This window comes from Legionella steelei (assembly GCF_001468005.1).
Taxonomy (GTDB): domain Bacteria; phylum Pseudomonadota; class Gammaproteobacteria; order Legionellales; family Legionellaceae; genus Legionella; species Legionella steelei.
Map to the genome: position 1 here is coordinate 1,433,787 of NZ_LNYY01000019.1, position 23,322 is coordinate 1,457,108.

Genomic DNA, 23,322 nt, shown 5'->3' on the forward strand with positions numbered 1-23,322 from the left:
TCTGTCTCCAGTTATGCCTACACTTTACTAAAATAACCAGCAATTTTTTTATTTTTATTTTTCATTAAATCATTAATTGGCTCAACACTTAAAATTTTTCCATCGCCAATAAAGGCTACGCGATCTGTAGTTCGTTTTAAAGACTCTATATCATGACTGACCATGACTATAGTAAGTTTTAATGAATCTCTTAGAAAAACAATTAAGTCATCGAACAATCTCGCACTTAATGGATCCAAGCCCGTAGTCGGTTCATCCAAAAACAACAACTCTGGATCCATGGCAATGGCTCGTGCCGCTGCTGCTCTTCGTTGCATTCCCCCGCTCAACTCAGAAGGTAACTTACCTGCCGCCTCTTTAGGCAACCCTACTAAAGCGATTTTTAGTAAGGCTAATTCATACATGAAGTCATAATCTAGACTGGTAAATTCTTGCATGGGAAACATGACATTTTCCAACACATTCATTGATGAAAATAGAGCACTGTGCTGAAAAAGCATGCCCCAACGACGACGAAGCGAAGATGATTGCTGTACATCAAGTTGGCTAATATCCTGACCAAATATTTTAATGTTACCCGCCGTAGGCTTCATTAACATCAGCAAGCTACGTAGTATCGTCGTTTTTCCACTTCCCGAACCACCAATGATCGCTAAAATTTCTCCTTTTTCCACGGTCAAATTCACATCGGAATGTACCCACTGACCGCCGAGATAATTCTTTAATCCTTTTATTTCGATAATGGGTTCGCTCATCTATAAATGCATCCGGCTATAAATAATTGAGTAAATTGCATCCGCAATAATAATCAGAAATAATGCCTGCACTACACTTTTGGTAGTTTGGCTCCCAATATTTTTTTCCGTGCCAGCCTCAACCCTAAATCCTTGAAAACAACCAACCAACGCAATTAACAATGCAAATGCCGGTGCTTTATAAAGTCCTAAATTCAACTGTGACAGTCCAACAGAGTCCTTTAGTCGTTGCAAAAAATCAACAAAGCTAATGCCTAGTTGACTTTTGGACATGATCATTGCTCCTAAAATACTAAAAATATCAGACCAAAAAATCAATAAAGGAAACGCAATCAATAATCCGATCACTTTAGGAAGCACGAGTAATTCAGTAGGAGAAAGTCCCATAGTGAGCAGCGCATCAACTTCTTCATTGAGTTTCATACTACCAATTTGCGCCGTAAATGCAGAACTAGTACGACCAGCAACAATAATTGCTGTAATGAGCGGTGCAAATTCACGGAAAACAGCCATTCCAGATAAATAAGCAATAAAGATGTTGGCCCCGTATGTTTGCAATTGCAACCCCATTTGGTAAGCCAAAACCACCCCGATCAAAAAGGAAAGTAAAGCAAGAATAGGTAGCGCAGTGACGCCAGTAGAATGTATGTTTGTGATAATGCTCGGCAATTGAAATCGACGCAAATTGCCAAATGCTTCGATAACTTTAGTTGTTAAATCACCAACTAAGTTAAGAAGACCATCTGCTTGACGTAGCTTATTCTCTGACTCTTTACCGACTAGATAAAATATGTTCTCTTTCGGTTCAGCGGGAATTTGATAATCTAAAGCATCTTTTTTTGATTTAATTAAATCCACCAGATGTTGTTGTGCTTCAGTAAAATGACTGAGATCGACCTTATTTTCTTGTTGTTCTAGTATGTCAATGCATTTAATGAGTGCCAGAGCCCCTGCACTATCAAAATGACTAATCCCTTCTCCACTAATGACTATTTTTTCTTTCTTGGGCAAATCATCGGCACTAAATCTTTTTAATAAATTTCCAATTTGCAAAACAGACCATGCACCTATACAGTGAAATCTGGCAAGTTCCTTATCAAAAGTGATTTGCGCGCTGCTTTGTACCATAGTCATTTTTTTGAAAAATAATCTCAAGAATAATGTGAATGTTCTTTAAGAGCAAAAACAATACGACATGGTAACACAAGAATAAGTTATTCGGGTAGGGTAAAAAATGTAGTCCGGACGACTAAATAAAACCCAGACTACTTTATTTTTTTAGAAAAATTAAGTACTTACGGAAGCTGAACAGAGTTTATTGTGTTGGCTAATGCATCAATTTTCTTTCCTCCGTCAGCTGCGGGTTTAAATATCGATAACTCACCCACACGAATTGAAGAACCAACACGAACAAACCCTTTATTAATGAGCTCGACCAGATCGTCCAAGAACTTCTCCCACCAACCACGATGTGTCTTAAGTGTTTTTACATCGGCGCTATCTTTACTGAGTAGACCTTGACTTTGTAATTTAAAAGATTCCCAATTTCCATCAAGAATGTACTGATTACAAAATTTGGTTATTTTCTGGTGAATTCTTCTTGCAGCAGCCTCAGCCTCTTTATATTGCTTTTCTTTTACTTGATCCTTGCCATGATATTCTTTGGCTTTTTCTTTATATTTTTTCTCTTTCGCATACAGCGTTTTTAATTTTAAACGAACTTCAGAAAGGTGTATTTCTCTATGTCTTCTAGTTCTCGAATCAACATGGCTATGATGTTTTTTGGCACTTCCAGAATCATGTCCAGATTGCTGAATCTCTACACTAGAAGGTCTAGAGAGCCCCCTCCTGTCCATTCCCTGATGACCGGGCCTATGTCTCTTTTCTCCGCTTCGAGAAATCGTAAGAGAAGTTTTAGGATGTTCTTCTAAAGGTTTGCTTGCAGCATCTACAGTTACTTCGGCTTTAGTGCCTACATGTTGTTTTTCACTTTCTTCTTTAGCGACGGGTAAAACTTCCGTACGGCCTCTCTCTTCTTCATGGTGTGCACGAATACTCGCCACGGGTTCAATTTGTGTTACTGGTGCAAATCGTTGCTTTAATTTTAAGATTAATCCTGCAATCTCTAGGTCCAAGTCACTGATAGTTTTTTGATGGTGCTCGGTTAAATTAACTGTTCTTGTGCTTTTACTTTTTTTCTCTTCATATTTTTTTAAAAATCCTTCTAACTCCTTTAAAGACTTGCATCTTTTCAATTGATCGATGAATGTAGTTCTTATCTTTTCAGCTGCACTAAAAGCCTTTTGTTCTTTTGTGTTTTTTCCCATCACGTCTCCCTACAATTTAATCCAATTTAATGCGCGTAATTTACACTCCCTGATAAAGAAAAACTAGGACAATTAAATTAAAAAAAACAAGACCTTGTTAGAAAAAAAACCATGAGATAATTTTTTATGCATAAACCTAAAAATGACGAAATAGATACTTTGGTATCTAAACAACCAGATACAGACAAACACAAATAAAAACAAAATCATACAACTTAAGATTTTCAGGTAGTTTGCTGTCTGGTTTTATGATAAAATTGCTTTCATTTTTTTCAATACAGTAAAATTCAGGTATGCAAGACAACTACAGCCAATTTGAACAACGCAAACATGGCATTATAAAACTTGCGTTAATGCCGGCTACTCAAAGGAGAAAGCATGCCTTTAACTTCTAATACCGATGAGCTTTTTCGTGGTTTTTCCAAACTTTCACGAGAGGAGCGATTTAAACGCTTGTTAGCCTTAGGGGCAATCACTTCCGAAGACATTGGTTTTCTTAAAAATGGTGGCGTCAAAGACTTGAATTTAGCAGACAAACTGATTGAAAACGTCATCGGTTATTTTCAGCTTCCTCTAGGAGTAGCCACCAATTTTAACATTAATGGCCAAGACTATGTGATTCCTATGGCTGTTGAAGAAACCTCCATCATCGCGGCGTTATCTAAGTCAGCCAAATGGATTAGACAGTGCGGCGAAATAAAAACCTGGGTTCACGGTGAATGCATTTTAGGCCAAATTCAATTGGCAAAAGTTAAAGATTTTTCTAAATTTTCTCAGATTTTTCATGAAAATCGCGCATACCTAATCAATAAAGCGAATAAAGATGTCGCTGAAAACATGGTCAAACGTGGTGGCGGTGTCATGGATATTCAATTACGTCAGCTGAAAAGAGAAGATCAGCACGACATGGCCGTCATTCATTTAACCATGAATAGTTGTGACGCCATGGGCGCTAACATTATCAATCAAGTTCTTGAATACTTGAAAACGCCTATAGAGCAGTTAACTGGCGAAGAAGTTACCATGTGCATTTTATCTAACTTGAATGATCAAAAGCTAACAACTGCTCAAGTGACTATTCACACCATCGAACCAGAACTCGGCCAAAAACTACATGAAGCATCTCTTTTTGCCGAAATGGATCCTTATCGCGCAGCAACTCATAACAAAGGCGTAATGAATGGCATTGATCCTGTCTTAATTGCAACCGGCAATGATTGGCGCGCAGTTGAAGCAGGTGTGCACGCCTACGCCGCACGCGATGGACAATACAGAGCAATTACTCGTTGGCGCTATCACGATGGAATACTTACGGGGCAACTAACCGCACCAATTATTGTAGGAACCATAGGTGGTGTCACTTCATTGCATCCAACGGCTAAAATGTGTTTGCGTATGATGAATATTTCTTCGGCAAATGACTTATCTCAAGTCATTGCTGCGGTAGGTTTGGTACAAAATTTGGGTGCTATTAAAGCATTATGTACCGAAGGTATTATTCAAGGCCACATGAAATTACATATAGATAATTTGCTCTTGGCTGCGGGAGCCAATGAAAAAGAAATGCCCTTACTTAAAGAACATTTGCAAAAATGGCTAGATTTGCATAAACGAATTAGCCTGAACAATGCTCATGATTTACTGGCAAAAATCAGACAAACACCTATTGCAGTATGAACTGGTTAATCCCTGCAAAAACCTTTTTATTAGGTGAATATGCTGCGGTAGCAGAAGCGTCTGCGCTTCTGCTTACGACCTCCCCTTGTTTTGAACTCATCCTTAGAACCCAAAAAGAATTATCTGGAATCCACCCCGAGTCTCCAGCTGGACATTGGTGGTTAAAACAAAATTGTGAGCACGGTCTTTTATGGAATGACCCCTATGCAGGTCGAGGTGGTTTAGGTGCCTCCAGTGCACAATTTTTAGCAAGCTATTTGGCGCATTGTTTCTTAAATAACTCAATGCCTGATTTAAATCAGATGCTTGATGCTTATTACGAATCGTCCTGGACTGGAAAAGGTTTAAAACCGAGTGGGTATGATGTAATCGCACAATCACAACAAGGATGTGTGTACATTAATAAGCAGCAGAAAATAATAAAATCCTACAATTGGCCCTTTCATGACTTGTCGTTTTTTCTCATTCACACAGGCGTGAAGCTTGCAACGCATCATCATTTGCAAGACACGGCCCTACCAGATCAGATTGATTATTTATCTTTGTTAGTTGATGAGGCAAAACAGGCCTTCGAACAGGTTGATTCTCCCAAATTGATTAAGGCCATCAATGACTACCATCAAAAGTTAACTGAATTAAATTTGGTAGCTGAACATAGTTCAAAATTGATTCATAAGTTTAAAAAGTACCCTGGAATACGAGCAATCAAAGGGTGTGGTGCGTTAGGCGCTGATGTTTTATTGCTTATTACCTCAGTTGATAAAGCCCCAACTATTGCTCAGCACTTAAGATTGCACAATTGGACAATACTGGCCACAGAAAAACACATTCATTCTCAAGTGCAACATATTAATAACGCTGTTTTTTATTAAGCCAATTTTGCCCAAAAAAAGTATTTGTGCTCCATAAAAGCAACAAAATTATATGAAACATTATAAAAAGACTTGAAATTCTGTGCTAATCCGGTATTATTCCAGCCTCTTTAGGGCCGTTAGCTCAGGTGGTAGAGCAGGAGGCTTTTAACCTCTGTGTCGTAGGTTCGAATCCTACACGGCCCACCAGTTTTAGAGTACAGTTAAAAAATATTTTTGCCTTAAGGGCCGTTAGCTCAGGTGGTAGAGCAGGAGGCTTTTAACCTCTGTGTCGTAGGTTCGAATCCTACACGGCCCACCAATTCTGGTTATTCATCTTCACTATCAACCAGAATGTACCTTGGCAAAATGCATAAACCATACCCCATTGCGCTCGTAGCTCAGCTGGATAGAGTACTTGGCTTCGAACCAAGGTGTCGGGGGTTCGAGTCCCTCCGAGCGCGCCATTTAATCGATTTAAAATCAAATAGTTAACTCATAATTTTTAAATTAACCTACTGCCCTAATTTCACACTGTGGGGATTTTGTGGGGATAGTGTGGGTTCCACCTTGTTTTACTCTCAGAATAGTAAGCTCTTTACTTTCTCGTCGGCTTTGAATAATTAAATTCGCAGCCTCCAATAAATTGCTCAACTCAGCTTGAGAATAATGAGTAGTAATTCTGCCAGAGCGATGCCCCAACAGATCCTGTCTATCCTCATAACTTACACCAGCTGCTCGAAGCCTTCTTCCAAAAGTGTGTTTTAAATCATGGACTCTCAGATCACTAAGATTTGCTTTTTTACGCGCATTTCGCCAAGCAGTGTTGTTCATGCGTGTAATTGGCTTTCCATTGTAAGAAAACACAAACTCAGAGTGAATACCTCTAACCTCCTCAATAACTGCTTTCGCTTCATCATTTAGGATAACCAGCCGATCTTCCCCATTTTTTACCAACTGTCTTAATTCACCATCCCTATTAATATGGCTAGGGATAATGAAAACGCTCGTATTTAAACTTGGAACACGTTTTTCCCATTCCCAACGTAATTGACATACTTCTTGCTCTCGGCATCCTGTATTAACTTTAAAACGTGCCATTTGATTTAAATGAACTGGCAACGCTTCTAAGAACCTTGATTGCTCTGACCAAGATAAAGGAAATGGTGCTCGTGCATCCTTAACTGGCAATAATTTAATCTTAGGAGCAACCAGAAGCCACGTTAAACTATTCTCATCAATCCACTCAGTTGCAGCAACGTTTAAAATATGCCGAACTAACTCCAGTGTATTATTAATTGACTTCGTTTTAAGTTTCGCTTCCTGTTTTGCTTTTATAAATGATTGCAATGTTCCTATATGCACTTGCTCCAAGGTCAAATCACCAATAAACGGGCAAATAGACTTTAGGAGTATTGCATCGGTATCAATGCTGGCTTTATGTTGATTTTCGTTTAAAAATCGCACCGCAGCTTCTTTAAAACTGCGTTTTGGCCTTACTCCATAAATCGTTGCCTGTCTAATCTCTTCGATCCGCCTGGCTAGGTATTGCTCCGCTTCCTGGAGCGACTTTGTGCCAGTGCTTTCTCGAATGCGATGTCCAAGGACTTGCTTTTCGATATGCCAAACTTGGCCTCTTTTAAATAGTCCTGTTGTTTGTTTACGTCCCATGGCTTTGTACTCCTTTGCTCTTTGCCGCCTGGACGCCCACTACACTGCTTATATTGATCTACCCAAGCATCCAGGTCAAGTCGATCAAACGCCACGCCTTGTTTGCCTATAGGAATTTCTATAAGATGAGGTCTTACGAAAGTATTAAATCGATTTCTGTCCATACCAATATACTTAGGGACATCTTTCAAACGAATAAGTCGAGGTAGTAAAGCGATAGTAGACATATTAAAAACCAAAAAACACGATTTGTTGTTTTATTTAAACATATCGTGTTATTTGGTTCAATTGTTTTTCTTTAATTTTTTGAAAAATAATTTATTTGGAATACCTACTATTCATCATTGTCCCACTGTAATGCAAACTCGTGTAACTTATTTTGCAATACCGCTTTACTAATTAATTTGGTTTCATACTCTGCAATTAACGTTGGAGAAGCATGTCTATTCATCGCATATTGAACAACCTCCTCATCCTTCGTTTTGCAAATTAATATACCAATCGTTGGATTTTCATGTGCTTTTTTTATGTTTTTATCCAATACTTCTAAATAAAATTGTAATTGTCCTAAATGCGAAGGACTAAATTCGGTGCACTTTAATTCTATTGCAATCATACAGTTAAGCGCGCGATGAAAAAGCAATAAATCCACACGAAAATCTTTCATTCCTACTTGCAAAGGGTATTCCTCTCCCATCAAACTAAAATCTGGACCAAGTTCAAGTAGAAATTTTTTTAGGTTTGCGACCAAGGCTCGTCTTAAATCTTTTTCTTTGTGATCATCAGGTAAATTTAAAAACTCAAAAACATAACTGTCTTTAAACCTCCCCTTGCTATCAGGTAATTCTGTCAGCACTGCTGACAGTTTTTGATCGGCAAGCACTGTTCTTTCAAATGTTCCGACGTTTATTAACCTTGAGAAATCACGCTCAGAATAATGATGTTTGGCAGCTAAACGCAGATAAAACTCTTTTTCTTCCATAGACTTTGTTTTAGACAAAATGTGCAAATGATTTGTCCACGTAATTTCTGTCAGCACTGCCGACAGTTCTGTATTCTCATGATAAGTCTCATAAAATTGCTTCATTCTCCATATATTACGCGCTGAAAACCCCTTAATTGTTGGTAGCTCTATTGATATATAGTCCGCTAGCTCTTCTACAATACGCTTGCCCCAACCATCATGTGTTATTTTATTAGATACATATTGTCCGATAGACCAATATAACTGAATAAGAGTTTTATTGACTTGTAGCCAAACTCTGGATTTAGCCTCAGTAATCATTTGATGCACTTTAGCAAAGTCTGCCTGGTTATTTCCTTTTAATTCTTTGGCCACTTATAAAATTCCTAAAAAATTATTAAATTGACATACTTAATACATCTGTTGGATGAGAGAACAAGCTACCCTCACAAACTACTTTCGCACCATGCTTTTCATATAATCGATTTAAACTAGGCTTTAGCGTATCTAGCAAAATCAAATCCGAACCTACCGCCGTGGCTAATCGTTTTGCTTCTTCAATAATCTGTTTGCCAAACCCTAGTCCTCGATAATTTTTATCTACATAGACATACATTAGTTCACGTGCACTTAACCCACGTGGGTTAGGAAATTCATGTTCTAATAGAGCAAACATTGCTACAGGCTGTCCTGCATAAGTACCAATATAGACATCACGGCTCAGTGTATGCATCACGCCTTCCCGATATTCAACCCCTTTGTTTCGTATGTATCCCCATTCATCTTCAGCCCATTTGGCTGCAAGGGGGATATATTCCATACAATCACTTAATCGAGTAAAAGTAAGTCTGTGCTTTGCTAAAGCGGAACTAAACAACATCATAAATACCTCATTTTTAATAGACTAAAGCAGATTCCAAACGTATCAATTTTCTTCGGCCTTGTTCACAAATCATTATGGAGCCTAATCCTATGATTGCCCCAAACATATAATACCAAGCAGGTGAAATAAAATTATTGGTTGTATTTACCAGCCACATCATCACTATAGGTGTTGTACCGCCAAACAATGAAATACCTACATTAAAAGCAACTCCAAACCCACTATAACGATATTGATGAGGAAATAGAGAAACCATATAGGCATTGAGTGGTGCGTAAGTAATAGCAATCAAAATAGACATGAAAACTAATCCCATAGCGATCAAAACTACGTTTCCGGTGGCAAGTAGAATAAAAATGGGAATACTCAAAAGCAACATGCCCACCATACCCAATCGAACTACTTTTAATAGCCCGATTTTGTCTGCTAACAAAGCAGTAAATGGTTCAAGTGTGGCATCAACTGCTAAAGCTATGGTGATAATTAATGTTGCTAAACCAAGTGAAATATGAAAATAACTATGCAGGTATGTAGCAGTAAACACATAGGTTCCGAAAGTCATGATACTCACCAACCATGCTATCCCTATAATACCAGCTACTGCCAGAGGCGCTTCTTTTAGCGCCGCCAGAAAAGGCAAGCGTCGTTTCTCATATTGAGCAATATGTGCATACTCAGGTGTTTCAGTAACATGAGTTCGTAAATAAAAAATTAAAATGCCCGCAATCAAAGCCAATCCAAAACCGATTCGCCATCCCCAGTCTGGCATAAATGAAGCCGTAAAGAATGAAGCTGCCAGGCCAGCCATTATCAAACCAGCACTGTAAGCTGAGCTGGTTAAACAACCATAAAATGCTTTGTTTTCAGGCTTAGCATGTTCAACAAGAAAAATAGCAGATCCAGTAAATTCACTACTTGCGACAAAACCTTGAATAACCCTTAACAAAGTAATAAGAAGAGGGGCTGCAATTCCAATATATTGGTAAGAAGGAACAACGCTTATTAGAGCTGTAGGAATAGCCATAGCTAGAATACTGAGAGTTAAAGCACGTTTTCTTCCGAACTGATCACCAATATAGCCAAAAAATAGTGAACCTATTGGGGCTAATAAGTAACCAACAGCAAATACACCAAAAGCACTTAAAAGCGAAGCAAATTGATTGTCGTTAGGAAAATAAGTCGCTGCAATAATTGGCGCGAAATAGCCAAACAGCGCAAAGTCATACCATTGTAATGCAGTGCCAGAAACGCCAGCGAATAATGCTTTACTCGAAGAGGATATGTTCATCAGCAACTCCTATGCTCAACAAGTTATTAATACCCATTTGGTCACACTTAAAAATTTGCCAATCTAATAAAGCGACCCCACCAATTTTTTTATAAAAATGCCTGGCTTCTCGGTTATTTCGAGATACCCACCACTCTATTCTTGAACAGTCATGAGCAGTTGCTTTACATGCAACATACTTGAATAAAGCACATCCAACTCCTTGACGCCTATACTTAGGAGAAACATATAAATTCTCAATATAAATTCCCCGCGTTACATTGACGCAAATGTTATTTTGGGTGTAATTAAACATCACCAAGCCACAAATTTCTTCTTCCACCAAAGCTACACCGATGAAATGGTTAGGCTCATCACAAAAAAGAAGTTCACCAAGCTGTGATTCCGTTATTTTAATTTTATCCAGAATGTTCTCATACTTTGCCAGCTCCAGGATTATTGCATAAATTTGATTCAAATGCTCGAATTTTGCTTGAATTATTGTCACCATAGGATATCTTAATAAGGGTTGTAAATAATGTGATCATAAACTATGAACAAGGATATAGTACTCATTCCTGGAGCATTGGCAACTCCAAAGCTCTGGAAGCAACAAGAACTTTTTCTTCAGCGGGACAAGCAATTAAGGTACGTTGATGTGCTTGACAGCGATTCGATTGAAGAAATAGCTAATCGTTTCATTCCACATGCCCCTAAAAAATTTACTTTAATTGGATTTTCGATGGGCGGTTATGTTGCCCTTGAATTGTACCGGCATATTCCCAATAGTATAGAGAAACTTGTTTTAATTAATTCTGCGGCCAAATCAGTATCTGAAAAGGGGCGATTAGAACGTGAGCGCTCGCTTGATTTAATGAGTAAAGGAAAATTTGATTTTTTAATCAAACTCATCTTTAAAAATTCAATTTTTGATAAACAAAAGCACAATGAACTATTGCCTCTAGCCCAAGAAATGGCAATGGAAGTTGGGGTCGAGAATTATAAAAATCAACTCAACGCCATTTTAAATAAACCAGATCATTCAACTTTATTACCTTCAATTGAATGCCCGACACTGTTAATAGTCAGTAAGGAGGATAATGTCATGCCTCCTGAGCGTTCAGAGCATATGGCAAAGAATATAAAACATTCCAAACTCATTTATATTGAGCAATGTGGTCACATGGCTATGTTGGAGCAACCGGAAAAAATGAACCAAATATTAAATGATTGGCTGTAAGTAGTACTGCTGTTACAGGTATAGCAATGCATAGTGTTGATGAAGATGGAACTATTTGTGTTAACTTAAATGATTATAATGAGTTATCAGACTCAATTCGGTTTCGTGCTAAAATTGATCACTTAACTGAGAAATTAAATTGCCCAAAAGAAATATCTAATTTTTCTATTTCAATGCTTTTTCACGGCGGTCAACGGTATTACATTTCAAATCTATATCTTTGGGCTATTCCGTATAGAACTGAAGGATTGTATCGTGGAGATGTTGATCATGACCGCAGCATTTATAATGGCAAAGAGTTTTTTATTCAGCGAGATATAAAGTATGATGCAATGCAGATTCCCATTATTCAAATATTGGAAGACCGTTACAGATTAAGCACCACATTCGCTATGATTCGTCAATGCGATGAATGTGATTTAATTGTAGAGGCTTATCATTCTGAAAAAATAGCAGATCCCCAAAAGCTTTACTACCAAGTCAGAGATCCGTTTGAACAATTTATATGCCTTTTTCTTGATGCGATGTTGCCTGAAATAAAAACGGCTCTACCAAATCAAAAATGGTTAGCGCTGTTTAATGATCAAGAGTTCAGAAACAATGTAATTATGCGAAAAGCAGTTAAAAAAACACTATCCCAACTCACGCCAAGAGAACTGCAATGCTTAACTATGATTTCCAAGGGCATGACTATAAAAAAAATCTCTGAATACCTCCATCTATCCAGTGAAACAGTAAATACCCATGCCAAATCAATACGAACTAAAATGAACTGCGCTAATATTACCGAAGCAGTCTCAAAAGCATTTCGTTTAGGACTATTATCGTAAAATACCCAAATTTGGGGATAGGATATCTTGCTGAACATTTTATACTCCACCATGTTGTCATAATATTTACACGGAGTTTTAACATGGGATGTATTGTTGAATTTAACGATGGCTTTCGATTTAATTTTGCTCAAAACAAATGTAAACAAAAACTATGGATTGAAGTTTTGCTGCGATTTAGTAAATCAAATATTGAACATTTAGCTTATGTTCTTGATTTACCAGTTGAAACATTAGTCCACGTTTATAAAGGAAACCTCTATCTGGAGGAAGAGGATGCTAGCCGTTTAGGACAATTGTTCTTAGTAATGTTTTGCGACTAAAAACGATCCTAACAACTCTATTTACAAAGATATAACTTTTATCATTTATGATTTAATTCGCTATCGGGATGTCGTCTCAATCTCCAACCGATTGAGTGCTGCACCCCAAGCACACACCAAACACACACCAAACACTTAGTAAAAATTATCACGCAACTGTGGTAAAATCTTAGTTCATTTTAAAATAGCTTGTGCTCACCCTAAAGATATCATCTTATTCATAATAGGGCATAATTGCTTTTAAGTCTCAACGTTTTTCAGATGAGAAAATCGCTATGAAACAAGAACACCAACTGATTTATGAGTTAGAGATTTCTCTTTTAAATCCGCAAACAAGAAGATCGATTACACAACTAAAGCTACTAATTGCTGATGAATTCATCGAGTATGGAGCTTCTGGTTTAATTTACAATAAGCATGACCTGCTTGATTCTCTTCCTGAAGAAGAACCAAAAAGCTATTTGGTTAATAATTTTTCAGTTTTAGAGCTATCATCCGAATACATATTGGCAACTTATAAGGTTACTGTCGCCTCAAAAAGTTCTTTGCGTTCTTCGCTCTGGCAATACAAACACAATCGTTGGCAAATGGTATTTCATCAAGGAACGCCTTGCCACGAGGATGCATTTTAATTTTATAGGTATTATGATGATAACAATAGCTTACCTGAAACAATACTCAGACTGTATTCCAACGCTTGCTAAGATTTGGCATGAAGTTTTAGGTAAAATCTGGATGCCAGAAATTGGAATTGAAGAAATTGAATCTTTGTATTATGAAGAGCTGAACCAAGATATGCCTTTTACTTATATTGCGCTATATGACGAAATTCCTGTAGGTTCTTGTACTTTGCAATTAAACGAAGATGTTAGGCCAGATTTAGGACCTTGGATTGGTGATTTAGCGGTCGATCCAAAATATCAAAAACAGGGAATCGGAAAAATGTTAGTTAATGCTGCAGTAGAGAAAGCAAAAGAACTTGGCTTTGAAAAACTTTACTTGTTTGCTCTTGATCCTACCATCCCTGAGTATTATAGGTATCTTGGTTGGAAAGAAATCAGTATGGATGAATTTAAATCTCATCCTGTAACGGTGATGGAGATCAGTTTATGAAGATAAAAAGGTAATGCAAGAAGACTGGGAACTATGGAAATCATTTCGATTAGAATCACTAAAAAATTCGCCTGAGATTTTTGGCTCTTCTTATGAAGAGGAAGTGCTTATGTCCGATGCTGACTTTCAAAATGGATTAAGTAAAGAGTATGTATTGGGCGTCTTTGCTGATGGCTGATGATACCTAAAGCACTTAAAATTAATGATACCTTCTATGACGAATATTTAATGATATTGGATTTCAATGAGGAACCTATGAAAAAACTAGATACTTATCAGAGCCTTTGTACGGAAGTATATGATTTAAGTAAACCTAATGCACCACAAGATGAATACTCATTCTATCAAAGCTATGCTGCAGAGGCTAATGGCTTGATTTTAGAACCTATGTGCGGCACCGGTCGATTTTTACTACCTTTGGCTGCAGAAGGATTTGACGTTCATGGCTTTGATGCAAGTCAGCCAATGCTAGAGCGACTGCATGCAAAAGCTACTAGTAAAAACATTAAGCCAAAAGTCTGGCATGGTTTTATTGAAAATTTAAATCAATCCGATAAATATTCTTTAATTTTTATACCTTGTGGTTCATTCGGTCTCATCACAAAAAAGGCGGATATTCAAAAAGCCTTAAAAACCATTTTTGCGCACTTGGAAGATAAAGGACTATTTGTATTTGAAATAGAAACACTTCAAGCAGTTCCTAAAGAATTAGGTATATGGAGAGGCTCAAGATGGCCTAAAGAAGATGGAACGCTTATAGTACTCAGCCAATTAGCCATGCTTGATAATGAAGTATGTTACTCTGTTGGCAAATACGAATTGGTTGATAACAACCGTGTAGTGCAAACAGAGGTTGAGGAATACAAAATTCGCATTTATCAAGATACTTCTTTCTTACTTAATTTGCTTACTGAGATTGGTTTTAGTGAGGTACGAATGGTTAAAGCTTTTGATCGACTGGCGTCGCCTGAAGAAGCAGATGAAAGCATTGTTTTTGAATGCAGAAAATAATTGAGGTGATGAATGAAAACACAAGAAATACCTAAAGAATATCAACACACTTCACCAGCAGGAGCTGAAGTTCGATTGCTGATGAATAATCATTTAGGTGGAATGGCTCACTGTACTTTGAAGGCAGGAACAATTTCCAAAGCAGTTCGTCATAAAACTGTATCTGAATTTTGGCATGTCCTTTCTGGTGAGGGTGCAATTTGGCGTAAGTTGAACGATGAAGAGAGTATTACTCCTCTAACACCTGGAATCAGCATCGATATTCCCTTGGGAATACATTTTCAATATCGAAGTGATGCAGTAGATTTGGTGTTTATTTGCGTTACTATGCCACCTTGGTCAGGAAGTGATGAGGCAAGTTATGTGGATCATGGTGCCTGGCCTCCTACAGTGGAATAAATTAAATGACTTTAAAATTATCGTTTTTAGAAAATCCAAATTCTGATGATGTTCAAATATTAATGAATGGGATTAAGGAGTACGCCAAACAACAAAGAGGCTTCGAATCCTTAGATTTCTTTGCATGCTTTATTCGTGATGCAGACAATAGCATTATTGGTGGTTGTAGTGGTGGAACCCTCTATGGAGGTCTTCATATCGATAATCTTTGGGTGAGTGAGTCCATCAGACATCAAGGATGGGGAACAAAGCTCATGCAAGCGGCATTAAGGTATGGCAATGAAAAAGCTTGTGCTTTTGCAACAGTCAACACCATGGATTGGGAAGCAATAGAATTTTATAAAAAATTAGGATTTAAACTTGAGTTTGAGCGGCACGGGTTTCAAAAAAAATCTATTTTTTATTTTTTGCGCAAAGAATTTCAGGAAACAAGAGATATCGGACTCTTTAATGGTGATTCAGTCTCAAGCTTAAGTCAAAAACCAAAATTGCCTGTATTAGAATCTGTAGTGAGAAAAGAGGTTGTCTCAATAAACAATGCGCCTTATTTTAAGTGGGGACAAGGTTCTGATGGATGGTGGTTAAAAAATGATGGTCAGTTTAGTGTTATTTATGAAACGATGCCTGCAGGAAGTTGCGAGGTAAAGCATTATCATCAGGAAACAGAACAATTTTTTTATTGTTTGCAAGGTCAATTGGTTATTGAGTTTGAAGATTATGAACAGGTGTTACAGGAACAGGAAAGAATGAGAATTAAAATAGGGGTTGCCCATAAAGTCAAAAACTGCTCCAAACATTCGGTTTCTTTTTTGGTAATTTCATCTCCTCGTTTACCCAAAGATAGAGTTAATCTGGAGTCCTAAAGCGTCGGCTAGACTGCTCATCCCCGTACGGCAAAACTGTATTTAAGGAAGGTAATGTGAACATCAAAGAATTAGAATCTGTTTTAAAAGTTGAGATAGCAACATTAGATGATTATCCAACCATCCAAAACATGGCACGATTTTATGTATATGAACTCTCGCGTGACTGTGGTTTTATTTCAGATGATTGGGCTTTGCCTTCCGATGGTCTGTATGAGAGCTTTGACTTTAAAAATTACTTTGAAGAGCCGACAAGAAAAGCCTTTCTGATTAAAGTTGGTAATGAATTGGCAGGTTTTGCTCTATTAAACCAAGAAGGAATTTACCCAGATACTGAGTGGAATATGGGCGAGTTTTTCATTACTGCCAAGTTTCAAGGCAAAGGTCTAGGTTTTTTGGTTTCCTCTGAACTTTGGAAAATGCATCCAGGCTTATGGGAAGTTTCTGTGATTCCCGAAAATAAGCGAGGGCTTAGTTTTTGGCGCAAAACTATTTCAAAAATTACAATGGGCAATTTCCAGGAAGAAATTAAAACAATCAATTATGATCCGCATCAACCGCAACGAGTTATTTTTCATTTTGATAGTACAGCACATGAATGCAGCGAGCCTTTAGAAGGCAAAAAAGAATATCAAATCCAATTTGTTGATGAACTTGATGAAGCTACGGAAAAACGCATGACAAAAGGATTTATTGCCTATGAAACTCAGCATGGTATTGACGTCAATTATCGACGTTTTTCAGTAACCATTTCTTCTGCCCAAGGGGAAGTTTTTGGTGTGATTAATGCCTTTACAGCCTTTTCAGAAATTTATGTGGATGATATTTGGGTAGACAGTACTCAACGTGGTAAAGGGTATGGCAAGCAGTTATTGCATGCTCTAGAACATCATTTCAAAGGCCAGGGCTTTAATAATATCAATTTAGTGACCAGTGCTTTTCAGGCCCCAGAGTTTTATAAGAAATGCGGCTTCATAGCCGAATTTACGAGAATCAATAAAAAAAATCCCAAGTTAAGCAAAACCTTTTTTGTTAAATTTTTTAATGAAGAGTCAGAGACACAAGGAATTCTTAAGGCGGCTCATAGTGAATAGAAGTCAACTAGAAACAATCTGTAAAAAATTAAAGATGAACCAATCTTGTGACTTGCCTCAAAGAGTCTATGGCGGTCTTTTACATAAAATGTGGTATCTGAAGTGCAATGGCTCACAATTTGCTGTAAAACAACTCAATAGCAGCATCCAATTGACTGAAGAAGTTAAATCCCAATATGAATTGACAGAAGAGATCGCCTTCCAATTTTCCCAGCGTACTATTCCCGCAGTTCATGCTTTAAAATTAGAAAATAATTACTTAATCCTTTCAGAAGATGAGGCTTTTCTTGTTTACCCTTGGATAACAGCAAAAGCATTGGATAAAGACGCTACCTCTGAGCCGCATGCACTTAAAATAGCCACTTTCTTGGCTAAAATTCATCACATTAATCTTAATGTTCCCCAGCTGAGCGCTCAAGAATTTGATATTCATCCTAATGAAAAAATTAGTGTGTTAATAGACCAGTCAGCAGGCAAAAACTTGGTGTTTAAGGAGCAATTAAAAAGTAATCACCGAGTAATCATTGAGCTTAACAATCTCTATCAAAAAGCAATACCTATTCTACAAAGTAGCAGTGTAGTAAGCCATGGTGATCTCGATCAGAAGAATGTTCTATGGGATAAAAATGATGCTCCGTTTCTCATCGATTGGGAATCTGCGCGAAAACTTAATCCCACTTATGAAATAATCAATTGTGCTTTTGATTGGAGTGGAATTACTACCCCATTGTTTCATAAATCTTTATTTATAAAAATGCTAAAAATATATGCATCATCTGGATTAACAATAAATCAGGATCATTTAGAATCTGCCTTTTATGGTGTTCTTGGTAATTGGATCAATTGGCTGGTGTATAATATAGAGCGTTCTTTTTGCTCTGATAAAGAGCAACAGGATATTGGTATTGAACAAGTTATTCAAGTTTTGCCTACTATTATTCAAGTCAAAGAGAGTATTAGAGAATTAACTCAATTAGTAACACATGAATTAAGAATAAGCTGTTAACTTTATTCAACTTTGATTACCATATCGCTCGAAATTCACTTAAGTTTCAAGGAATGCTTCATGATGAACATCAACAATAATAAAGCGGCATTAGTGACCGGAGCCAGCCATGGAATTGGTCTTGAACTCGCTAAAATTCTTTTAGGTGACGGCTGGGTTGTCTATGGAACAGGAAGAAATGTGAGCAGCTTAGAGGATACTAAAGCGCTATTTCCTCGTTTTGTTCCAATTCAATCGGATTTTACCCGCAATAGTGATATTGAACAGGTTGCAAAAATTATTAATGAATCTGGAATACCACTTCATCTTTTAGTTCAAAATGCCGGAATGAAAAGCCCTCCACGTCCATTAACTGAATATGATTGTGACAGTATTGATGAAGTGTTTCAGGTTAATTTATTAGCTCCAATGAAACTAACAGCACTTCTTGCGGTACGGATGCCTGAGAAGTCTCGGATTTTATTTGTTACATCAAGAGCAGCCACTTTGAAACTTAAAGAAAGTTCAACATACTGTGCCAGTAAAGCGGGTTTGGATGAAGTAACTGCTATTGTGAGAAAAGAGTTAGCCGAGAAAAATATCGGTGTGTCTTGTGTTATTCCAGGGGAAGTGGATACAAGAATTCAAAAAATTTTAAGAGAAACGACTTCATTTCATTTACATAAAATGTTTGATGAGGCTTATCAGTCCGGTCAATTAATAAGTCCAGAAACTTGCGCGGAATTCCTTAAATGGTTTCTTTGCGACTTATCTTTTGATGAATTTAAGCAAAGCAATATGCCCATTTCCATCTATGAAGAATGGCATCATCCATTCTGGCTTAGAGATAGGAATCAGCTACCTCCTTTTCCTTTCTAATTCATTTATGAATTTTTACGATCAGTGCCAATAAAAATTCAACTTTGCAGAATAGATGCTTCGTTTGTTCTGTTATATTTCAAGGCATAATTCTCTTATGGAGGATATGCCTTCGCTCTTTCTACAATTGTTTCCTCAAATAGATCCGATCATGCCCTTCTAAATAATTGTTAATTGTTCCTAAATGCTGATAGCCTTGTTTTAAATAAAATCCTTCTGCCTGAAAAGAAAAAGTATCTAATGTTGATGCTGGAATTCCTCGTTTAATTGCTTCGGCTTCAACGTTGCGTAATAGCTCAGCACCGATACCAAGACCACGGTATTCGTCATTAACCCAGAGGACGTCAACGTATATTGAACTTTTATGAGCATACACAATAGCTCCGCCAATAATAGTACCTTCGTTATCTTTCACATAGATTGAGTAACGCTCTGGTTTGGTTCCCGTAAAAGGAGCATTAAAATTTACTATCCCATCACGAATAATTTTATCTTGCTGTTCTAGTACCTTGGGGTCTATAACAAGCTCTAGTTGGTAATTCATTTGCGATTGATTCATGAGTTATATCTTTTAAATTAGTTTGAATACAATAAATCATTGACAACTTCCATAGTAATTTCGGGTAGTTTTTGCGTTTGATCAATACTCTCTTGAATGGTTATAACCGCTTTTCTAATTTCATTGGGTAACATCTCAGATGGTGCATTGTCGCCTGGCCAAGAAGCATCTCGAGTCGCTTTATCAGGCCAACGAGAATAAGCAAGCCACATACCATCGTTAGTTTTATGCAGACAAGAACCTAACGCACCGCGATATGTCACAAAATAGGAAGCGACCTGATGCCAAGCCTTTTGGTACTCTATCTCAAGCCCAGGTTTAATAAATGCTCGGTAAATAACAGCAAAACATTTTTTGGAAAGCAGCTTAAATTGTTCAAGCGCTTCTTCAGGTGTTATATCCTGGGTTCCCAAAACCTCTTCTGCTTTGAATATGTTTATCCCTTTGGGAATCGAAAATTGAGAAGTAAAATACATTTGATCAAGGCCTATTCCAAAAGCACAATGCTCATAGCCTAGAACACGAAAGTAATTAATTGGTTGTTGGTTTTCATTAGTTAAGACATAGTTTTTGAATTTGGGATTATAAAATCCATAAGTCATGTAATAATGAATACCTTGGCTTTCAAAATGTTGAATGATGTGAACCAAATTTTGATGCAGTTTTTCAGGCGAATAAAGTTCAATATACATCCCAGCTTTTTTAAACGTTGAGTGTTCATTCTCTGGATAAGGAGGATTCAGCGCCACAAAATCACCAGGTGCCGCACTAGAAATTACCTCCATAAAATCGCCACTTCTGAATGAAACCTGATTCGCATTAAGTAGATTAGATACTCGATCAATTTCACTCAAGAACATTTCCAACGACAAATTCGCATGTTCAAGAAATCGATTGGCGTTTTTTCCTTCAAATAATTCACCTTCGCGATAGATAATATTCAATTCCTTATCATAAAAAAGGATTCCGCCCCATGAATGATTGATGATAAAAGGAAGTATCAAAGATTTTTCTTCATGCTCAGTTGTTTGATTGTAATTCTCAATCACCTCAAGAAAAAAATCTTTCTTTGATATGGAAACATTATATTTTTCTATTAAAGCAGCATAAGAAGCTTTGATAAGAGCAGGATTGTCTCTAATTAATTGCAGTGTATGAATCAGAATTTTATTGCTGTCGTTGATAATATATTTTTCTGCAAGGCCAACTTCCATTGCAGCCATGCTCCAGGAAGCAGAACCTGCAAAAGGCTCAATGGCTTTCTTGTATTTTTGGCCCTTATTATTTGCCAATAATACAGAGAAATGTTCATTCAACCAGCTAGTATCAGGGGACATATGCCCTGTCAAATCAGGCAGAGTAAGGTACCTATTTCCGAGATAATGGAGCGGCCCTCCATGATTTTGAGTTAATTGAATAGCACTTGGATTCATAATGATCTCTATGTGGTAAATCTACTTATAAAGCTACACATCTTAACATGAAATAATAAATTTTTTATTCTATTGAGCAAGCATATCTTATTTTTTAATAATTGATGTGGCTCATTATTATGATATTAAAACATACTATTTGAATTAGCTGATTTTACCGGAATATCTTGTATCGCGTCCCAATGTTCTATGATTTTCCCGTTTTCTAATTTGAATAAATCAAAAATAGCTCTACCCCGAGTGCCAGGTTCACGAATAGAATGTACATGAAGAATAACATAGTCCCCATCAGTAAAAATTTTTTTAATTTCACTATGAGAATTAGGATAATATTCAATTAAATATTGAATAAACGCTTTTAAACCTTCAGGTCCATCAGCGGCAGCAGGATTATGTTGTTTATAATTTGTTCCCAGGTACTTTGATGCTGCTTCAAAATTTTTTTGATTAATTGCTTTATTATAAAACTCAGTAACTATTTGTTTATTCATTTTTTGTTGCTCATCAATAAATGCATAGCTATTGTTAATAATTGATAGAAGCAAACTTATAGCAAAGATTTTTAATTTATTAATAATCATAAAAACACCATTGGTTCATTTATTCTCAGGGTTTAGCTTGAGATAGCCATCAAAAAACTCGGGTAAATCGTTCAATGCTTGTGCTCTTGCTGCTTCATTAAAACCAATATGATAATGTTCTCCTTTTTCGTCAATGACTTCTTTTGAGACAGGAAACTCAAAGTTATCAAATCCATGCATTGCATTTGCATAAATTTGGATGGAAACATTTTGATTGCTACCAGTACTTTGCTCGACTAACTGAACGCAATCTTGGGTAGTTGCACGATCATCATTTTCCCCAATAAATAGTTTGGTGATTGCCCTTAGTTTTGTTCCTTCTTCAAGTCGATGACATACGCCATAAAAAGAAACCGCTGCTTTAAAAGAGAGCTTTTGGTAAGGTTTCGGATCTTGTTGTGATAACGCCATGATTTTCAATACATCAAAGCCTCCCATAGAGAATCCCAAAAGTCCTATTCGGTCAGGATCAACAGAAGGAAGCTGCTTAAGATATTCATAGGCAGGAACGATATCATCAAGTTGTGCTTGTGTTGCTCTTTCCCAGCCTACTGAGCGACGATCTTCCCAACCTCTGGGTTTAAAACTGTCTATCATATAGACTACGTATCCATGCTCTTTTAATCGGGTGGCCCAATCATAATTAACTTTTTCGATACCGGTACTCGCGTGCAATAATAAAATAGCAGGAGATCTCATCGTTGCATCAGGAATATAAAGACTGTGATGTGGATCATTGGGATCAAAGACATAATCTTCATTATGTGCTAGTACTTCAGTACACACGAATAAAATAAATAACATAAAAAGCATCTTGGGATGGAAAAACATAATTTTAATTCCTTAGTTTTAAACAGTTAGTTTTAGACTGGATGCCTCATTATTTTCTAGCTTTTCCATGTGTTCTTTTAGATTACAAATTTCATCAAAACGAGCACCTTCATGAATTCGAGTGAGGGCAGCCGCTTCTTTTTTCTTAATTTCTTCTGCTTTATTAATAGCATTAACTGCTTCTTCTTTATTCATGACAATAATGCCGTCTTCATCAGCAAATATCAGCTCACCAGGATTTACTTCAACCGAACCACAATTGATTGGTTTTCTTATACTGCCAATTTTATTTTTACTTCCTGATTTGGCGCATTGTCCCTTAGCAAAAAAAGGGATATTTGTTGTTCTGATTTCAGAAATATCTCGACAATTTCCATCAGTAATAATGCCACCAAAACCCTTCGTTTTCGCCACATCTGCACACATGCCACCTGCTACAGCAAGCTTGGTGCCGCAAGAAGCGATAACCAATAAAATGGGAACTCGGTCATCAGAACAACCAAGAGCAAGCATAAAATTAGGCAAGTCATCCAAAGCCTGCATGGTAGATAAAGAATCTTGAGCTGAGTTAACTGTATAAGCTCTTCCTACAATTCTTGTTTGTGGCGATGTGTTAAAAGAATGGATATCTGAATCCATGAGACGCACACTAGGTAAGGCATCACAGATTAAGGACGTTGACAGTTGAGATAACCGCTTACATATTTCAACATAGCCATGTTCAATCTTTAGTTTCATAAATAATCCTTAATATATGGATTCAGTTCTATCCAATTTGTATGAGGT

General features: G+C 37.1%; 27 protein-coding genes and 3 tRNA genes. 17 read left to right on the forward strand and 13 right to left on the reverse strand.

From position 1 onward, the window contains the following. Window positions 1–17: 17 nt before the first annotated feature. From Lste_RS10510 to Lste_RS10520, 3 genes are all read right to left on the reverse strand, one after another. Entirely contained in the window at window positions 18–755 is a 738-nt protein-coding gene (locus Lste_RS10510; RefSeq protein WP_058510967.1) for an ABC transporter ATP-binding protein, read from the reverse strand. Continuing rightward, the gene (locus tag Lste_RS10515; RefSeq protein WP_058510968.1) at window positions 756–1,883 is read right to left on the reverse strand and encodes an MlaE family ABC transporter permease; all 1,128 of its coding nucleotides are present in this window, start codon (window positions 1,881–1,883) and stop codon (window positions 756–758) included. It lies immediately after the preceding gene. 167 nt (window positions 1,884–2,050) lie between these two features. Further along, window positions 2,051–3,082, reverse strand: coding sequence for a hypothetical protein (locus Lste_RS10520; protein ID WP_058510969.1), 1,032 nt, complete (start codon window positions 3,080–3,082; stop codon window positions 2,051–2,053). 378 nt (window positions 3,083–3,460) lie between these two features. On the opposite strand from Lste_RS10520, the gene Lste_RS10525 reads away from it, so the two are divergent. The 5 genes from Lste_RS10525 to Lste_RS10545 all read left to right on the forward strand — a co-directional run bounded on the left by Lste_RS10525 (window position 3,461) and on the right by Lste_RS10545 (window position 6,077). Further along, the gene (locus Lste_RS10525; protein WP_058510970.1) at window positions 3,461–4,759 is read left to right on the forward strand and encodes a hydroxymethylglutaryl-CoA reductase, degradative; all 1,299 of its coding nucleotides are present in this window, start codon (window positions 3,461–3,463) and stop codon (window positions 4,757–4,759) included. Next, on the forward strand, window positions 4,756–5,631 hold the full coding sequence (locus tag Lste_RS10530) for a mevalonate kinase family protein (protein WP_058510971.1): 876 nt from the start codon (window positions 4,756–4,758) through the stop codon (window positions 5,629–5,631). The genes Lste_RS10525 and Lste_RS10530 overlap by 4 nt, the downstream gene beginning before the upstream one ends. Before the next feature lie 113 nt (window positions 5,632–5,744). After that, window positions 5,745–5,820: transfer RNA gene (locus Lste_RS10535), tRNA-Lys, on the forward strand. 36 nt (window positions 5,821–5,856) lie between these two features. Then, window positions 5,857–5,932, forward strand: a tRNA-Lys gene (locus tag Lste_RS10540). A gap of 68 nt (window positions 5,933–6,000) precedes the next feature. Then, window positions 6,001–6,077, forward strand: a tRNA-Arg gene (locus tag Lste_RS10545). A gap of 43 nt (window positions 6,078–6,120) precedes the next feature. On the opposite strand, the gene Lste_RS10550 is transcribed toward Lste_RS10545, so the two are convergent. From Lste_RS10550 to Lste_RS10570, 5 genes are all read right to left on the reverse strand, one after another. Further along, window positions 6,121–7,281, reverse strand: a complete 1,161-nt coding sequence (locus Lste_RS10550) for a tyrosine-type recombinase/integrase (protein WP_019349587.1) — start codon at window positions 7,279–7,281, stop codon at window positions 6,121–6,123. Between the two features lie 334 nt (window positions 7,282–7,615). Continuing rightward, window positions 7,616–8,620 carry a PDDEXK nuclease domain-containing protein gene (locus Lste_RS10555; protein ID WP_019349586.1) on the reverse strand — a complete coding sequence of 335 codons (1,005 nt, stop codon included), beginning with the start codon at window positions 8,618–8,620 and terminating at the stop codon, window positions 7,616–7,618. Window positions 8,621–8,642: 22 nt separating this feature from the next. After that, a complete protein-coding gene (locus Lste_RS10560; protein WP_019349585.1) occupies window positions 8,643–9,128 on the reverse strand; it encodes a GNAT family N-acetyltransferase in 486 nt (161 codons plus the stop codon). Between the two features lie 13 nt (window positions 9,129–9,141). Next, window positions 9,142–10,416 (reverse strand): MFS transporter, encoded by a 1,275-nt coding sequence (locus Lste_RS10565; protein WP_019349584.1) that lies wholly within the window; start codon window positions 10,414–10,416, stop codon window positions 9,142–9,144. Next, a complete protein-coding gene (locus Lste_RS10570; protein WP_019349583.1) occupies window positions 10,394–10,906 on the reverse strand; it encodes a GNAT family N-acetyltransferase in 513 nt (170 codons plus the stop codon). Before Lste_RS10570 ends, Lste_RS10565 begins: the two co-directional genes overlap by 23 nt. Before the next feature lie 42 nt (window positions 10,907–10,948). On the opposite strand from Lste_RS10570, the gene Lste_RS10575 reads away from it, so the two are divergent. The 12 genes from Lste_RS10575 to Lste_RS10625 all read left to right on the forward strand — a co-directional run bounded on the left by Lste_RS10575 (window position 10,949) and on the right by Lste_RS10625 (window position 19,132). Beyond that, window positions 10,949–11,635 (forward strand): alpha/beta fold hydrolase, encoded by a 687-nt coding sequence (locus tag Lste_RS10575; protein WP_019349582.1) that lies wholly within the window; start codon window positions 10,949–10,951, stop codon window positions 11,633–11,635. 26 nt (window positions 11,636–11,661) lie between these two features. Beyond that, on the forward strand, window positions 11,662–12,465 hold the full coding sequence (locus tag Lste_RS10580; RefSeq protein WP_019349581.1) for a helix-turn-helix transcriptional regulator: 804 nt from the start codon (window positions 11,662–11,664) through the stop codon (window positions 12,463–12,465). Window positions 12,466–12,548: 83 nt separating this feature from the next. Further along, window positions 12,549–12,788 carry a hypothetical protein gene (locus Lste_RS10585; protein WP_019349580.1) on the forward strand — a complete coding sequence of 80 codons (240 nt, stop codon included), beginning with the start codon at window positions 12,549–12,551 and terminating at the stop codon, window positions 12,786–12,788. 275 nt (window positions 12,789–13,063) lie between these two features. Further along, a complete protein-coding gene (locus Lste_RS10590; RefSeq protein ID WP_019349579.1) occupies window positions 13,064–13,420 on the forward strand; it encodes a nuclear transport factor 2 family protein in 357 nt (118 codons plus the stop codon). Window positions 13,421–13,436: 16 nt separating this feature from the next. Then, on the forward strand, window positions 13,437–13,901 hold the full coding sequence (locus tag Lste_RS10595) for a GNAT family N-acetyltransferase (RefSeq protein WP_029488958.1): 465 nt from the start codon (window positions 13,437–13,439) through the stop codon (window positions 13,899–13,901). Between the two features lie 13 nt (window positions 13,902–13,914). After that, window positions 13,915–14,079, forward strand: a complete 165-nt coding sequence (locus Lste_RS19150; RefSeq protein ID WP_155808112.1) for a hypothetical protein — start codon at window positions 13,915–13,917, stop codon at window positions 14,077–14,079. A gap of 77 nt (window positions 14,080–14,156) precedes the next feature. Continuing rightward, window positions 14,157–14,912 (forward strand): class I SAM-dependent DNA methyltransferase, encoded by a 756-nt coding sequence (locus tag Lste_RS10600; RefSeq protein ID WP_029488957.1) that lies wholly within the window; start codon window positions 14,157–14,159, stop codon window positions 14,910–14,912. A gap of 12 nt (window positions 14,913–14,924) precedes the next feature. Further along, on the forward strand, window positions 14,925–15,311 hold the full coding sequence (locus tag Lste_RS10605) for a cupin domain-containing protein (RefSeq protein ID WP_019349577.1): 387 nt from the start codon (window positions 14,925–14,927) through the stop codon (window positions 15,309–15,311). Between the two features lie 5 nt (window positions 15,312–15,316). Then, complete coding sequence (locus tag Lste_RS10610; protein WP_019349576.1) at window positions 15,317–16,174, forward strand: GNAT family N-acetyltransferase; 858 nt, start codon at window positions 15,317–15,319, stop codon at window positions 16,172–16,174. Between the two features lie 56 nt (window positions 16,175–16,230). Then, on the forward strand, window positions 16,231–17,268 hold the full coding sequence (locus tag Lste_RS10615) for a GNAT family N-acetyltransferase (protein ID WP_019349575.1): 1,038 nt from the start codon (window positions 16,231–16,233) through the stop codon (window positions 17,266–17,268). Continuing rightward, window positions 17,261–18,274, forward strand: a complete 1,014-nt coding sequence (locus Lste_RS10620; protein WP_019349574.1) for an aminoglycoside phosphotransferase family protein — start codon at window positions 17,261–17,263, stop codon at window positions 18,272–18,274. Before Lste_RS10615 ends, Lste_RS10620 begins: the two co-directional genes overlap by 8 nt. Window positions 18,275–18,334: 60 nt before the next feature. After that, window positions 18,335–19,132 carry an SDR family oxidoreductase gene (locus tag Lste_RS10625; RefSeq protein ID WP_080445556.1) on the forward strand — a complete coding sequence of 266 codons (798 nt, stop codon included), beginning with the start codon at window positions 18,335–18,337 and terminating at the stop codon, window positions 19,130–19,132. A gap of 121 nt (window positions 19,133–19,253) precedes the next feature. On the opposite strand, the gene Lste_RS10630 is transcribed toward Lste_RS10625, so the two are convergent. From Lste_RS10630 to Lste_RS10650, 5 genes are all read right to left on the reverse strand, one after another. After that, window positions 19,254–19,691, reverse strand: coding sequence for a GNAT family N-acetyltransferase (locus Lste_RS10630; RefSeq protein ID WP_019349572.1), 438 nt, complete (start codon window positions 19,689–19,691; stop codon window positions 19,254–19,256). A 17-nt stretch (window positions 19,692–19,708) separates the two neighbouring features. Further along, window positions 19,709–21,124, reverse strand: a complete 1,416-nt coding sequence (locus tag Lste_RS18790; RefSeq protein WP_019349571.1) for a DNA adenine methylase — start codon at window positions 21,122–21,124, stop codon at window positions 19,709–19,711. 125 nt (window positions 21,125–21,249) lie between these two features. Then, window positions 21,250–21,705, reverse strand: a complete 456-nt coding sequence (locus Lste_RS10640) for a nuclear transport factor 2 family protein (protein ID WP_019349570.1) — start codon at window positions 21,703–21,705, stop codon at window positions 21,250–21,252. Window positions 21,706–21,720: 15 nt separating this feature from the next. Further along, window positions 21,721–22,536, reverse strand: a complete 816-nt coding sequence (locus Lste_RS10645) for a dienelactone hydrolase family protein (protein WP_019349569.1) — start codon at window positions 22,534–22,536, stop codon at window positions 21,721–21,723. Between the two features lie 18 nt (window positions 22,537–22,554). Then, on the reverse strand, window positions 22,555–23,274 hold the full coding sequence (locus Lste_RS10650) for an RraA family protein (protein WP_019349568.1): 720 nt from the start codon (window positions 23,272–23,274) through the stop codon (window positions 22,555–22,557). Between the last annotated feature and the right edge of the window lie 48 nt (window positions 23,275–23,322).

Coding starts and splice junctions, on each gene's coding strand:
- Lste_RS10510 (WP_058510967.1), bottom strand. CDS start 755: ATGAGCGAACCCATTATCGAAATAAAAGGATTAAAGAATTATCTCGGC.
- Lste_RS10515 (WP_058510968.1), bottom strand. CDS start 1,883: ATGGTACAAAGCAGCGCGCAAATCACTTTTGATAAGGAACTTGCCAGA.
- Lste_RS10520 (WP_058510969.1), bottom strand. CDS start 3,082: ATGGGAAAAAACACAAAAGAACAAAAGGCTTTTAGTGCAGCTGAAAAG.
- Lste_RS10525 (WP_058510970.1), top strand. CDS start 3,461: ATGCCTTTAACTTCTAATACCGATGAGCTTTTTCGTGGTTTTTCCAAA.
- Lste_RS10530 (WP_058510971.1), top strand. CDS start 4,756: ATGAACTGGTTAATCCCTGCAAAAACCTTTTTATTAGGTGAATATGCT.
- Lste_RS10550 (WP_019349587.1), bottom strand. CDS start 7,281: ATGGGACGTAAACAAACAACAGGACTATTTAAAAGAGGCCAAGTTTGG.
- Lste_RS10560 (WP_019349585.1), bottom strand. CDS start 9,128: ATGATGTTGTTTAGTTCCGCTTTAGCAAAGCACAGACTTACTTTTACT.
- Lste_RS10565 (WP_019349584.1), bottom strand. CDS start 10,416: ATGAACATATCCTCTTCGAGTAAAGCATTATTCGCTGGCGTTTCTGGC.
- Lste_RS10570 (WP_019349583.1), bottom strand. CDS start 10,906: ATGGTGACAATAATTCAAGCAAAATTCGAGCATTTGAATCAAATTTAT.
- Lste_RS10575 (WP_019349582.1), top strand. CDS start 10,949: ATGAACAAGGATATAGTACTCATTCCTGGAGCATTGGCAACTCCAAAG.
- Lste_RS10580 (WP_019349581.1), top strand. CDS start 11,662: ATGCATAGTGTTGATGAAGATGGAACTATTTGTGTTAACTTAAATGAT.
- Lste_RS10585 (WP_019349580.1), top strand. CDS start 12,549: ATGGGATGTATTGTTGAATTTAACGATGGCTTTCGATTTAATTTTGCT.
- Lste_RS10590 (WP_019349579.1), top strand. CDS start 13,064: ATGAAACAAGAACACCAACTGATTTATGAGTTAGAGATTTCTCTTTTA.
- Lste_RS10595 (WP_029488958.1), top strand. CDS start 13,437: ATGATAACAATAGCTTACCTGAAACAATACTCAGACTGTATTCCAACG.
- Lste_RS19150 (WP_155808112.1), top strand. CDS start 13,915: ATGCAAGAAGACTGGGAACTATGGAAATCATTTCGATTAGAATCACTA.
- Lste_RS10600 (WP_029488957.1), top strand. CDS start 14,157: ATGAAAAAACTAGATACTTATCAGAGCCTTTGTACGGAAGTATATGAT.
- Lste_RS10605 (WP_019349577.1), top strand. CDS start 14,925: ATGAAAACACAAGAAATACCTAAAGAATATCAACACACTTCACCAGCA.
- Lste_RS10610 (WP_019349576.1), top strand. CDS start 15,317: ATGACTTTAAAATTATCGTTTTTAGAAAATCCAAATTCTGATGATGTT.
- Lste_RS10625 (WP_080445556.1), top strand. CDS start 18,335: ATGATGAACATCAACAATAATAAAGCGGCATTAGTGACCGGAGCCAGC.
- Lste_RS10630 (WP_019349572.1), bottom strand. CDS start 19,691: ATGAATCAATCGCAAATGAATTACCAACTAGAGCTTGTTATAGACCCC.
- Lste_RS18790 (WP_019349571.1), bottom strand. CDS start 21,124: ATGAATCCAAGTGCTATTCAATTAACTCAAAATCATGGAGGGCCGCTC.
- Lste_RS10640 (WP_019349570.1), bottom strand. CDS start 21,705: ATGATTATTAATAAATTAAAAATCTTTGCTATAAGTTTGCTTCTATCA.
- Lste_RS10645 (WP_019349569.1), bottom strand. CDS start 22,536: ATGTTTTTCCATCCCAAGATGCTTTTTATGTTATTTATTTTATTCGTG.
- Lste_RS10650 (WP_019349568.1), bottom strand. CDS start 23,274: ATGAAACTAAAGATTGAACATGGCTATGTTGAAATATGTAAGCGGTTA.